The sequence below is a fragment of the Undibacterium sp. Ji83W genome, assembly GCF_049340385.1.
In the GTDB taxonomy this organism is placed as follows: domain Bacteria; phylum Pseudomonadota; class Gammaproteobacteria; order Burkholderiales; family Burkholderiaceae_D; genus Undibacterium.
This window is the reverse complement of sequence record NZ_JBMPOZ010000003.1, coordinates 416,409-429,548: the sequence shown is the minus strand read 5'-3', so window position 1 is coordinate 429,548 and position 13,140 is coordinate 416,409. Positions and strand designations below refer to the sequence as shown.

Here is a 13,140-nt window from a genome sequence, read left to right as displayed (position 1 = left end):
TAAGCCCGCTTATTTGGCGCAGTCGGCGCACCAGCCCTTGATCGTCAGCTCTATGTCATGACTTTTAAAGCCGCGACCCAGCGTGGTTTGCAAGGTGGCCTGCAATTGTTCACGCAAGCCAGCAGGCTGCTTGGCATCGTCGAGACAAAATACCCGGGCGCAACGCGTGCATTTGAAATGTCCGTGCTGATGCTGGGCTGGATGATTCTTGTTGCCCGCAGTTTCACTGCCAGTGCTATAACGAAACACCCTGTCATCGCCAGAAATTTTATGTGCCAGCCCGGCATCGGTCAGGCAATCCAGTGCACGGTACAAGGTGACCCTGTCCATTTCAGGCAGGGCGTCCTGCACTTCCAGATGCGACAGTGCGCGCTGGCTGGACAAGAGTTCAGACAAGACATTCAGGCGCGCATCAGTCACGCGTACGCCAGCTCCCGACAGCAGGATTGAGGCTGCGCCCTGATGATGTGCTGTTGTGGCCGGCTTGGCTCTGGTAGAGGGTGATTTCATAATAAGTCCATCGTTTGCTGGCAGGCGCAAGATCATGCTACGCACTGTTTTTCGTCTGTCTTCCATATATGCTCATTATGCCTCAAAAATGCAATTCAGTTGCAAAAGTATTGACCCTGCGATGTCCGGGGAGAGCAGCCGGGTTGGCGCAAAAAATTTTCCGGCCTGGAGTAGCAAGTAATTGGAGTGCTTGGTGTAAGTGTTGCAAAGAAAAATCCTGCGTTTCACTTGCCTGTCATATTCACTTCTTATACTCCTGCCCGAACTTGCCCATACTCATCGCAAGGTTTTAATCGCAAATTCAGGCGCGCAATTGGTGACCAATCAGTCCCCGGTTGGCTCATTTTGTCGCAATCAACTTTTGGAATTCGAATCATGTCAGATCAACCTCAAGCCGGTCGCCGTCAGGCACTTAAATTCCTCGCTGGCGCTCCTTTGCTGCCGCTGGGTGCATTTTCCACGGCCTCTTTGCTGAGTGCATGTGGTGGTAGCTCAAGTGCAGCAGTTCCTGCAACTGTCACACCAGTTGCTGCGAATTTTATCGGTGCAGAATTTACAGCCATGCCAGCGCCATCTTTGGCAAACGCTGCAGCAATGGCGACCACGACCGTGGGTTCTACATTGAGCGTCAATTTCAGTGACAATAGCGCACAGGCATTTAAATTGGCTTACCAACCTTTCTTTACGACAGGCGACATGGTTTCCAATGGCAGTGGCGGCACGATCTTGGCTGGTGGATATGTAGATATCAATAACAAGCCGATTATCGACAAGACAGTCGCTGGCAAAGAACGTCAATTTTACTCAGATTCTCCTGACGGCACTTCATTGCTGTCGGTAGCTAATCCTACTATTACTGGTATCAAGGGCAAGGCTGTTTTCGCCGTCGTGCAATTTGAATATACGACTTGGGCACAGGATGAAAAGACCGATATGTACGGCAAACTGCCTTCGCCTATCGCTATCCTGACTTTGGACCAGGACCAGGCCACGGGTAAATTGAGTCTGGTGAAATACTACAATGTCGATACCTCCAAGGTTAACGGTCTATGGATTACCTGTGGTGCCAGCCTTTCGCCATGGGGCACGCATCTGTCCAGTGAAGAATACGAGCCAGACGCTTTCACGATTTCCAGTAACACCCAGTTCAAGGCCTATAGCGCTAATCTGTTCGGTGATGAAAGCAAGGCCAACCCTTACCACTATGGACATCTGCCAGAAGTGACAGTCAACCCTGACGGTACTGGTACGATCAAGAAGCACTACTGCATGGGTCGTATCTCTCACGAACTGATCCAGGTCATGCCTGACAACCGCACCGCACTGATGGGTGACGATGCCACCAATGGCGGTATCTTCATTTTCGTTGCAGACAAGGAAAAAGACCTGTCCTCTGGTTCGCTGTACGTAGCCAAGATCAGTTCCGGTTTCTCCATCGATCCAGCCGCTGCCGGCGCTGCACTAACCTGGATCAAGCTTGGTTCGGCCACCAGCACAGAAATTGAAGCCATGGCAAACACGTTGAAGCCTGCTGACATCATGGAAGTGGCAACAACTGATCCTAAGGATGCCAGTTTTAACAAGATTTTCTACAGCGGCAAAGTGCAATGGATCAAAATTAAACCAGGTATGGAAAAAGCAGCCGCTTTCCTGGAAACACATCGTTACGCATCCATGGTTGGTGGCAGCATGGCCTTGACCAAGCTGGAGGGTACGACAGTCAATGCCAAGGACAAGATTGCTTATTCTGCCTTGCAAAACATGCAGGCATCCATGGTGCGTGGCAATGCTGCATGGAACGAAGCTTATGGTGTGACGATAGAAAAAGTCGTGACTGCCGGTGCTGTATTGGCCCACACCCTGACAGGTGGACAGAAAGACACGGCAGGTGCTGCCATCAATAGTGAATGGGTGCCAACACAGACCAAGGCCTTGCTGGTTGGCGAAGATTATCTGGATGCTGCAGGCAAGCTGGCACCAGATACCCTCGGTAATACTGCCAATCCTGACAAGGTCGCCAATCCTGATAATTTGAAGTTTTCAGAAAAATTGCGCACCTTGTTCATCGGTGAAGATAGCAGCCAGCATGTGAATAATTTCTTGTGGGCCTATAACGTCGATACGAAAAAACTGTCACGCCTGGCGTCCATGCCTTCTGGTGCAGAATCGACAGGTCTTTCCGTTGTCGATGATCTCAACGGCTGGACTTACATCACAAGTAATTTCCAGCATGCAGGTGACTGGCTGTCACCTCTGCACAGCAATGTGCAGTCTACTCTGGACCCATTGGTACGCGCAAATTACAAAAATCGTTTTGCAGCTGCCGTTGGTTATCTGACTGCTGATGTCACCAGCCTGAAGCTGGCTAAAGCATAAGTAGCTACCTGGTGTTGATTTAAGGAAAAAGCAGCGGAGTCGCTGCTTTTTTTTCAGGAAGTAAATCGCAAGCAAGATTGCAAGTGAGATTGTAACTAAGTATCACTACCCACTTTCCAGAAAAATCCTGTGCTACATTAACAAGTTATTGTAGGAAACGTCATTTTCTAGGAGTCTGGAATATCATGCGCAATACGCTTAAGTCATCCCTGCTCATCCTCTCACTGCTGGCGAGTTCGCTGGTGCTGGCGGCTGCTAATCCTGCCTATGAAAAAGTCTTGACGACTGATGCGCCGAATGCCAAGGATCATCCTCTCACCGGGCGTTATCAGGGTTCCAGCATTTTGTTGCAGACACAAAAAGCATTTGATGAAATCTCCTTCCCGGCTGGCCCGGCCACTGAGCCAGACTACAGCAGTAATAAAAAATTCTCCAAAGTACAAAAAGCCGAAGGTGCGCTGACCCGCACTGTGTACATGGTGCCGAAAGGGCGCTCTTCGCTGGAGGTGTTCCGCAACTTTACTGACAACCTTGCCAGCAAAGGTTTTAAACCAGTCTTTCAATGTGATAACGATAGTTGCGGCCCTTCTTTTAAAAGCCTGAAATACAACTGGAACGAAAAGCGCACCCATGTGCAGGGTGAGGGTTATGACGTCAACCGCAACCGCTTTGTGCAGGCCGTGTTTGATGGTGCCAAGGATATCCGTTATACCCTGTTGCAAAAAGGCACGGGCACAGCGATGACTTATGTGGGTGTTTATGCCGCACTCAATTCTGGCGGCACCATGGGCGATATTACTGACAGTATGAGTGACCGCGTGTCCGTGCTGGTGGAAGTGCTGGAGCCAAAAGCCATGGAACAGAATATTGTCACCGTCGATGCCGATGCCATCAGCAAGGAATTGGCGGCGAATGGCGCAGTCAGTTTTTATGGCCTGTATTTTGATACCGACAAAGCCGTCATCAAACCAGAATCCAAACCCCAATTGGATGAAATGGCGAAATACCTGAAGGCCAATACTGCAGCAGTGTATATCGTCGGCCACACTGACACCCAGGGCGTGCTTGACTATAATATGACTTTATCTGGCAAGCGCGCCCAGGCCGTAGTTGACGCACTCAAAGGCTATGGCATTGCCGACGCCCGTCTGATCGCAAAAGGTGTAGGCCCGCTGGCACCGCGTGCTTCAAATGCTGCCGAGGCTGGCCGTTCCAAAAACAGGCGCGTCGAAATGGTATTACGCTGATTGGTCTGATTATTTTTTTGCACGTGGATGCGTCTGGTCATATACCTTCGCCAGATGCTGGAAATCCAGAGAAGTGTAAACCTGGGTTGCTGCGATGGAGCTGTGGCCCAGCATTTCCTGCACGGCGCGCAAGTCGCCGGAAGATTGCAAGACATGCGAGGCAAATGAGTGCCGTAACATGTGTGGATGCACATTCGCCGGTATATCCAGGCTTTGTGCATGCGCCTTCAGGCGCAGTTGTATCAGGCGAACTGAAATGCGGGTGCCGCGTTCGGTTAAAAACAGCGGGTGCGGGTCAGCCTTGACCAGTGTCGCCCGTATCGCCAGCCAGTCATGCAATGCATCCAGCGCGGGCTTACCTACCGGGACTATGCGTTGCTTGCCGCCTTTACCGGTGACGCGGACTTCAGCTTCCTGCATGTCGACCCATCCCGCCGAGCTATAGCCGGATTCTGTGATAGCCGCTACATCCAGGCTGGCCAGTTCAGATACCCGCAAACCACTGGAATACAAGAGTTCAAACATGGCACGATTGGCGCGGGCGGTAGGCTGGTCACCGCCCTTGTGGGCTACCAGGCGCACCGCATCATCTGCTCCCAGGGCTTTGGGCAAGGGCTTGCTTTTCTTGGGGGCACGCACGCCTTCAACCGGGTTTGCGGCCAGATCGCGTTCTTCTGTCAGCCAGCGGTAAAAGCCGCGCCAGCTGGACAGCTTGCGGGCAATGCTGCGGGCATTTTGCCCGCTTCCATGCATTTGGGCGGCGAAGCGGCGTATGTGATGGGTAGTCAGGCTGGCCAGATCGGTTTTCCCGGCCTGATCAGCTAGCTTGATAAGCTCACGCAAATCCAGCAGGTAACTGTCCAGCGTGTGTTGTGATAATTGTCTTTGACTACGCAAGACTTCCAGATAAAGGCTCAGATAATCGTCTTGCGTATTCATACAGGCCTTAAGCTTATAGGGCTGATCAGGCTAGATATCGACCAGGCAGCTCAGCGCAGCACTGCTGGTATCGGCAATCTTGCTGAGGAAATCCGTTGCCATGTCCTTGGTATAGCGATCCGGGTCGGGCGAACCCAGTACCAGCAAGCCAAAAGTCGGGCCATTGCCAGACAGGCGCAAAGCCAGCATGGCCAGTGATTCGACAGGTTGATCAGCTTCTATCCAGCCAGCAGCTTCAAAATCATGGTTCTTGCCGCAATACGGCGTGGTCAGGCCCTTGGCAAACAACTGTGCATCATCGCTGCTAGCACTGGCAAACCAGGTATGGGCGTAGTCTTCTGCCACACCCCACAAGCGCAGGGTGGCATGGGGCAGGTTGAAGATATCCTGCAAACCCTGAGTCAGCACATGAGGCAGGTCTACATCATTGCGTGCCAGCAGCAGGGCGCGAGTCCAGGTCTGGAACTTTTGGCTGATATCATGGTTTTCTTCTGCGATGCGCAGCAAATCTGCCATGCGCAATTCCAGGCCGCGATATTTTTCGCGGACGACTTCCATTTGCCTTTCTTGCAAGGAGATGGCGCGTCCCATGACGGGGCTGGTCAGTTTGATGGAACCCAGCAATTCTGCATGTTCTTCAAAAAAATGCGGATGCTGTATCAGGTAGGTGGCGATATCGGTGGAATTCATTATGTTTCTATTAAATTAATTTCGCCTTCAAAGACGGTCACTGCGGGACCGCTGAGGAATACGGACTGGCCTGCACCATCCCAGGCGATGGAGAGTTCACCCCCGCGCATGCTGACACGTACCGGGCTATCCAGCAAGCCCCGGCGTATGCCAGTGACGGCGGCAGCACAGGCACCGGTACCGCAAGCCAGGGTTTCACCGGCACCACGTTCAAATACACGCAGGCGTACATGCTGGCGGCCCAAAACTTCCATGAAGCCAGCATTCACCCGGCGCGGGAAACGCGGGTGGTGCTCTATTAGCGGGCCATCAACAGCAACCGGGAAGTCATCCACCGAGGCTACCACCTGCACCGCATGCGGATTCCCCATGGAAACGGCAGAAACCCAGACCTGCTTGCCATTGATGTCCAGCGGCCACAAACTGTCGTCGCCCTGATGCATGGCAGTCAGGTCATCGGCCAGAAACGGCACCTGGGCTGCTTCCAGTACCGGTGCACCCATATTGACGGTGATATTGCCATCTTCGCCCATGCGCGGCTCTATGACGCCGGACATGGTTTGCACCCGTATGCTGGATTTGCTGGTCAGGCCTTTTTCTATGACAAACTGCACAAAGGCACGTGAGCCATTGCCACATTGCTCTACTTCGCCACCATCGGCGTTATAGATGCGGTAGCGGAAGTCTACATCCTGGCTTTCAGGACGTTCTACCACCAGGATCTGGTCTGCACCTATGCCAAAACGGCGGTCAGCAATCAGCCGCCATTGTGCGGGAGTGAAATTGATGTGCTGGTTAATCGCATCGATAACGACAAAATCATTACCCGCACCATGCATTTTGGTGAATTTGAGTTTCATGCTGTGATTATATCCTCAGTCGCGACACACCATGGCACCTGAAGCTTCACTCGACCTGATAGACACCACAACCCAGTACCAGATTCTCCTCCACCGCTTCTATATAAGAGGTTTTTGCCTCAGTCTTTTTCGAAACCGGATTTACGATGGTGTAATTGACCCATCCGCCAGTTTCAGGCAGGGCAAAGGCATCCCGAACCAGCTTGCGGCCATCCAGGCCATCTACATGGAACAGATTGACCTTGAGTTTGGCGGCATTGCCAGCAAAAGCCAGGTATTGACCATTGCGGTCAAAGGCAAACACATACATGTCACGGTCGGCATACAGTTTATCGGCATTGGCCGTGATGATTTGCAGGGCTGGCCTGCCCCTGGATTGATAAATAGCCACGGCTTTCTTGACCAGGGCATAGGCTTCATCTGCCGTACCTTGCAATAATTTAAAGGCGGATGCCGCTCTGGTCAGGGCATGGGCCTTGTCTTCCAGGCTGATGGAGGCATGTTTGGCTTGCTCCGCCATTTGCGCATTGCTTTGCGTGATGCCATCCAGGTGGCGCAAGGCTTCTGAAATTTGCGACAGGCCATTGCTTTGTTCGCTTGAAGCAACAGAGATGGCATTGATGTTATTCGCCAGATCACGGATGCCACCGACTATCTCAGTCAGGGTCTGGTTGACATTGCTGATCTGGTTGACACCCTGATCCACCCTGTGTACAGAATCATCAATCAGGCGCCTGATCTGGCGCGCAGAATCGGCGCTGCGTTGTGCCAGGCTGCGCACTTCACTGGCGACAACGGCAAAACCACGACCATGCTCACCGGCACGAGAAGCTTCCACCGCAGCATTCAGGGCCAGGATGTCGGTCTGGAAAGAAATGCCATCAATCAGGCTGACAATTTCCTGCACCTTGCGGGCACTCTGGTGTATGCCATTCATGGAATCGACTGCAGCACGCATGTCGTCGCCTGTAGACTCTGTAATCAGGCGCAAATTCGCGGCAAGGTTATCGACTGCCCTGGCACTGTCGGCATTCTTTTTCACGGTATCAGCCAGATCATCCACACTGGCCGATGTCTGTTCCAGGCTGGATGCCTGTTGCTCGGTCCTGACAGTCAGGTCACTGATATTGGTGGCCAGACCTTCGCCCAGTTGCGCCACCATGCTGGCATTGCTGCGTACATTCGCCACCAGCTTGGATAAATTGCCATTCATGGCTTCCAGCAAATTGCCGGTTTTTGCCAATTCATCCTTGCCTGTGATGCGTATATGGTTGGTCAGGTCACCAGCGGCAACAGAATGGGCAGCACGCCCAACCTGGTTCAGGGCAGACATGAAGCCACGATAAAATCCCATTGCCAGATAACAACTGAGGACGACAACAATGCCTATGCCCAGACTCAGCAGGTTTTGATACAGATCCATCTGGCCGCTTCTGTTTTTTAATATCTCAGCCAGCTTGCCCTGCATCTGGGTTTGCAAGGCCAGGGTTTTTTCTATGGCTTGCGTGCCTTGCGTAAAGTAGGCATTGGCATCGCCGCTAATGCTTTCTGCCAGCAGGTTTTTTCTGGCCAGCGCGGCAAAAGACTGCGACGCCTCGAAAGCTGCCAGCTCTGCCGTGTTCACGTTCACGCCTGCGCGTTTCATCGCTTCATCCAGATCGGCAACACCATTCATGGACGCCTGCAAGGCATCCAGTCGTGAGACTATGCCTGCTTTTTCCGGGAATTCCATAGCCCCGGTTTTGATATAGCTGGCACCCAGCCCACGTAACAGCGCCATATGCTCTATCCAGACTGGCATTTTACGTATGGAGATATCCAGCAAAAGAAAGTTGGCGCTTTGGGTATCTGTCAGCAAGCCGGTTTTTTCACTAAGCAGGGCAGAGAATTGCAGGCTTTGCCTGATCAGGCGGCTGTGCTGGGCTACATTGTCTTTGACGTTGGCAGCAATCTGGCCTGCGACCAGTTGTTGCAGTTCATCTGCACTGGCTTTCCACGAGCCCTGCAAGGCAAGCTCTGCATTATTGAGCAAGAACTGGTCAAGCTGGTTCAGGCCGTTTTTTAATTCAGTTCTGGTTTTTGCCAAATCCTCATCCAGATTTTCACCAGAGAGCTTGAGGTTGACCTGGCCGCGATGTTTTTGTGTCTGGATGATCACTTTCATGATCAGGCCATTTGCTTCCACACCGGCCAGACCGGCATGGGCATTGATGGCGTCGGTCCGTATCTGGTTCAGGGTAAGGCTGGCAAAAAACAACAAAGGCAGTAGCAAAATAACAAATATACCTAGCAATTTTGTGCGCAAACTGAGTTTGCTCATCAAAACTGTACAGGGATACATGATTTTATCGACCAGCGTTGCTTTGTTCCCGGACATGATTTTCCTTGCCTCTATGCGGACTGACGCGAACCATCCCAATTACGTAGTCCTGTTTATTTTTTGAACCTGCTTATTTGAGCCTGCCTCAGTGAGGCTATCTCTATGAGTCTACTTGTATGTTACTGCTTAAATCTATTCTCCCAGATTCCTGTCATTGATACGATAGAAATTAAATGCAAAAAAAGCAAATTTATGATTGAATGAAGATTGACCAGTACACTTTTCAAAAGTGTCAGTCATACTGTACTGGTCTCTTTGTGAGGCACTGTCCATTGGGACTGACAATACAGCGTGTTAATGTGCGATCCATATCATGGTAGCTTGAACTTGCTCATCCCTTACAAAGTCAAGCTACCAAGAATTCATTTCACAAATAGATGCATTTCGCTCCTATGTGTGAAATGAGTTCTAATAAGTATATGATTCACTCACAAGGTGATTCTGTTTTGTTGCGCACACCATTGCCAAACGATAAAAAAGCACGGAGACCCCATGAACGCACCCCTCAAAGCCGAGCAGCAGGCGCTGATCGACAACAATATTTCCCTGGACGACAAATTCACGCTGGAGCGCGGTCGCGCTTTCATGACCGGCACCCAGGCCCTGATACGCCTGATGATGTTGCAGCGCCAGGCTGATGAAAAAGCTGGCCTTAATACTGGCGGCTATATCAGTGGTTATCGCGGCTCACCTTTGGGTAACGTTGATCTGACTGCTGCCAAGGCAAAAAAACATCTGGCCAAACACCACGTCAAATTCCACCCTGGCGTGAATGAAGACCTGGCAGCTACAACAGTCTGGGGTACGCAACAGGTGAATATGTTCCCTGGTGCGAAGTATGATGGTGTGTTTGCCATGTGGTACGGCAAAGGCCCAGGTGTAGATCGTTGTGGCGACGTGTTCAAGCACGCGAATCTGGCAGGTACCTCCAAACATGGTGGTGTACTGGTCGTGGCGGGTGATGATCATGCCGCCAAATCGTCTACGGCTGCACATCAGAGTGAACATATCCTTAAGGCCTGTGGTATTCCGGTGTTGTATCCATCTACCGTGCAAGAGTATCTGGACTATGGCCTGCATGGCATCGCCATGTCGCGCTATACCGGCCTGTGGGTGTCGATGAAATGCGTGACTGACATCGTCGAATCCGGTGCCGTTGTCGATATCGACCCGGACCGCGTAAAACCGATTATTCCTGAGGATTTTGTCTTGCCTGCCGATGGCGTGAACATCCGCACACCAGACCCGGTGCTGGCGCAAGAAATCCGCATGAATAACTACAAATGGTATGCGGCGCTGGCCTATGCGCGTGCCAACAAGCTCAATAAAATCATATGGGATAGCCCGGTTGCCAAGATAGGCATCATCACTGCCGGCAAATCCTACCTCGACACCCGTCAGGCGCTGGCCGACCTGGGTATCGATGAACAAGTCGCCAAGGACATAGGCATACGCCTGTACAAGATAGGCCTGACCTGGCCGCTGGAATCTGAAGGCGTGCGCGAGTTCGCCACTGGCCTGGAAGAAATCCTGGTCGTTGAAGAAAAGCGCCAGATCCTTGAATACGCCTTAAAAGAAGAACTGTACAACTGGGAAGACAAAGTACGCCCACGCGTAGTCGGCAAGTTCGACGATAGTGGTGAGTGGAGTAATTTGCATGGCTCAGGCCATGGTGAATGGTTGTTGCCCGCGACTTATGAGTTGAACCCGGCACAGATTGCCCGTGCGATTGCTTCGCGCATCAGCCGCTATTTCGCTGGTCACCCGGTAGAGCAGCGCGTCAAAGAACGCGTGGCTTATCTGGAAGCCAAGGAATCCATGCTGAATGTGATTTCCAAGCCTGATCCTAACAAGGACCGCGTGCCGCATTTCTGTTCCGGTTGCCCGCATAACACTTCCACCAAAGTACCGGAAGGCAGCCGCGCCCTGGCTGGTATCGGTTGCCATTACATGGTGACCTGGATGGACCGTGAAACCTCCACCTTCACCCACATGGGCGCAGAAGGTGTGACCTGGGTAGGCCAGGCACCGTTCACGACCGAGAACCATGTGTTCTGTAATCTGGGTGATGGTACTTACTATCACTCGGGTTTGCTGGCGATACGTGCTGCGGTATCTGGTGAAGTCAATATCACCTATAAAATCCTGTTCAATGATGCCGTTGCCATGACAGGCGGCCAGGAATTCGATGGCCCGCTGGACCCTGGCATGATTTCGCGCCAGATCGCCGCCGAAGGTGTCGGCCCTATCATCGTCGTCACTGACGAGCCAGAAAAATATGGCGCGAATTATCCATGGGCACCGGGCGTGACGGTGCGCCACCGTAGCGAACTCGATGCCGTGCAACGCGAATTGCGCGTGGCCAAGGGCGTCTCTGCCATGATCTATGACCAGACCTGTGCTTCTGAAAAACGCCGCCGCAGGAAAAAAATCGACAAGGATGGCAAACCTGGTTTCCCTGACCCTGCCAAACGTGCAGTCATCAATGAAGCAGTCTGCGAAGGCTGTGGCGATTGCTCAGTGCAATCCAACTGCCTTTCAGTAGAACCGCTGGAAACCGAATTCGGTCGCAAGCGCCAGATCAACCAGTCTTCATGCAACAAGGATTTCTCTTGCGTCACAGGTTTCTGCCCCAGCTTTGTTACCGTCGAAGGCGGCAAGCTGAAGAAACCGGCAAAAACCAAGATAGAACCAGGTAATGCACTCGACGTGAATGCACTGCCTTATCCAGCCCTGCCTGATACCAAGACACCTTTCGGTGTACTGGTTACCGGTGTCGGTGGTACTGGCGTCATCACCATCGGCCAGATCATGGCCATGGCTGCGCATTTGCAAGGTAAAGCCTGTTCCGTGCTGGACATGACAGGCCTGGCGCAAAAAGGTGGCGCGGTGATGTCACATGTGCGCCTGGCTGACAAGGCCGACGACATACAATCAACACGCGTAGGCACAGGTATGGCTGATCTGGTCATAGGCTGTGATCTGATCGTGACGGCAGGCAAGGATGCGCTTTCACGTATGGGCGAAGGCCGCACGCACGCGGCCATCAATGCCAATGGTTCGCCAACTTCTACCTTCATCAAGAATCCTAACTGGCAATTCCCGGCTGAATCAGCCGAAGGCGATATCCGCAAAGCCTGCGGTGCCGACAGGGTCGATCTGATCGATGCGGCCTCGATAGCCACGGCCTTGATGGGTGACAATATCGCCACCAATATGTTCATCCTTGGTTATTCCTGGCAAAAGGGCTGGGTGCCGCTGGAAGAAGTCGCACTGATGCGCGCGATTGAACTCAATGGCGTGTCTATCGACTTCAACAAGCAGGCATTTAACTGGGGCCGCCTGGCTGCGCATGATCTGGCAGCCGTGCAGCGCCTGGTGACACCAGCTCAAGTCATAGAACTGAAACGTGCGCCTACACTGGATGACACCATCAACAAGCGCGTGGCATTTTTGACGGATTATCAGGATGCCGCTTATGCCAGCCAGTACAGCGAATATGTTGCGCAAGTTAAAGCGGCAGAAAGTAAACTCGTCGATGGCAACAAGCCTTTGCGCCTGACAGAAGCAGTAGCGAAATACCTGTTCAAACTGATGGCTTACAAGGATGAATATGAAGTCGCGCGTTTGTACACTGATGGCAAGTTCCAGAAAAAAATTGCCGACATGTTTGAAGGTGACTACGCCATCAACTTCCACCTCGCGCCGCCGCTGCTGGCCAAACGTGATGACAAAGGTCATCTGATCAAGCAGCAGTTTGGCCCATGGATGATGAAAGCTTTCGGTGTACTGGCCAAGTTCAAGTCCCTGCGTGGCGGTACATTCGATATTTTCGGCTATACCGAAGAACGCAAGATGGAACGCGCCTTGCCAGTCGAGTACAAGCAAACCCTGAACACTTTACTGCCTTTGCTAAATGCAGATAATTTGTCCAAGGCAGTCGCAATCGCCAGCATCCCTGAAGACATACGCGGTTATGGTCATGTCAAGGAAAGGCATTTCAAAGCCGCCAAGGCCAAGGAAGCGACACTGATTGCTGAATTCAATACGGCACAGTCTGCGCAAAAAGCTGCCTGATGTAGGCTGATTTAAATTTGCATGAAGATAAAACGGGTCGCCCTTGGGCTGCCCGTTTTAT

8 protein-coding genes are annotated in these 13,140 nt (G+C 52.1%); 3 read left to right on the top strand and 5 right to left on the bottom strand.

Annotated features, from left to right (window positions below; genetic code table 11):
• Positions 1–9: 9 nt before the first annotated feature.
• Entirely contained in the window at positions 10–510 is a 501-nt protein-coding gene (locus tag ACO0LD_RS08730; protein ID WP_423005758.1) for a Fur family transcriptional regulator, read from the bottom strand.
• Between the two features lie 375 nt (positions 511–885).
• Here ACO0LD_RS08730 and ACO0LD_RS08725 point away from each other — a divergent pair, with 375 nt between their 5' ends.
• Positions 886–2,886, top strand: a complete 2,001-nt coding sequence (locus ACO0LD_RS08725; RefSeq protein ID WP_423005756.1) for a PhoX family protein — start codon at positions 886–888, stop codon at positions 2,884–2,886.
• A gap of 185 nt (positions 2,887–3,071) precedes the next feature.
• Positions 3,072–4,133, top strand: a complete 1,062-nt coding sequence (locus ACO0LD_RS08720) for a DUF4892 domain-containing protein (RefSeq protein ID WP_423005754.1) — start codon at positions 3,072–3,074, stop codon at positions 4,131–4,133.
• 9 nt (positions 4,134–4,142) lie between these two features.
• On the opposite strand, the gene xerC is transcribed toward ACO0LD_RS08720, so the two are convergent.
• Genes xerC through ACO0LD_RS08700 form a run of 4 tightly spaced genes read right to left on the bottom strand, consistent with a single transcriptional unit; the run spans position 4,143 to position 8,999 of the window.
• Positions 4,143–5,072 carry a tyrosine recombinase XerC gene (xerC, locus tag ACO0LD_RS08715; RefSeq protein ID WP_423005752.1) on the bottom strand — a complete coding sequence of 310 codons (930 nt, stop codon included), beginning with the start codon at positions 5,070–5,072 and terminating at the stop codon, positions 4,143–4,145.
• A 30-nt stretch (positions 5,073–5,102) separates the two neighbouring features.
• Entirely contained in the window at positions 5,103–5,762 is a 660-nt protein-coding gene (locus ACO0LD_RS08710) for a DUF484 family protein (RefSeq protein WP_423005750.1), read from the bottom strand.
• Positions 5,762–6,622, bottom strand: a complete 861-nt coding sequence (gene dapF / locus ACO0LD_RS08705; protein WP_423005748.1) for a diaminopimelate epimerase — start codon at positions 6,620–6,622, stop codon at positions 5,762–5,764. Before dapF ends, ACO0LD_RS08710 begins: the two co-directional genes overlap by 1 nt.
• 46 nt (positions 6,623–6,668) lie before the next feature.
• Positions 6,669–8,999: a methyl-accepting chemotaxis protein gene (locus tag ACO0LD_RS08700; protein ID WP_423005747.1), complete on the bottom strand. Its 2,331-nt coding sequence runs from the start codon at positions 8,997–8,999 to the stop codon at positions 6,669–6,671.
• Between the two features lie 495 nt (positions 9,000–9,494).
• On the opposite strand from ACO0LD_RS08700, the gene ACO0LD_RS08695 reads away from it, so the two are divergent.
• Positions 9,495–13,079 (top strand): indolepyruvate ferredoxin oxidoreductase family protein, encoded by a 3,585-nt coding sequence (locus ACO0LD_RS08695; protein WP_423005745.1) that lies wholly within the window; start codon positions 9,495–9,497, stop codon positions 13,077–13,079.
• The last annotated feature ends 61 nt before the right edge of the window (positions 13,080–13,140 follow it).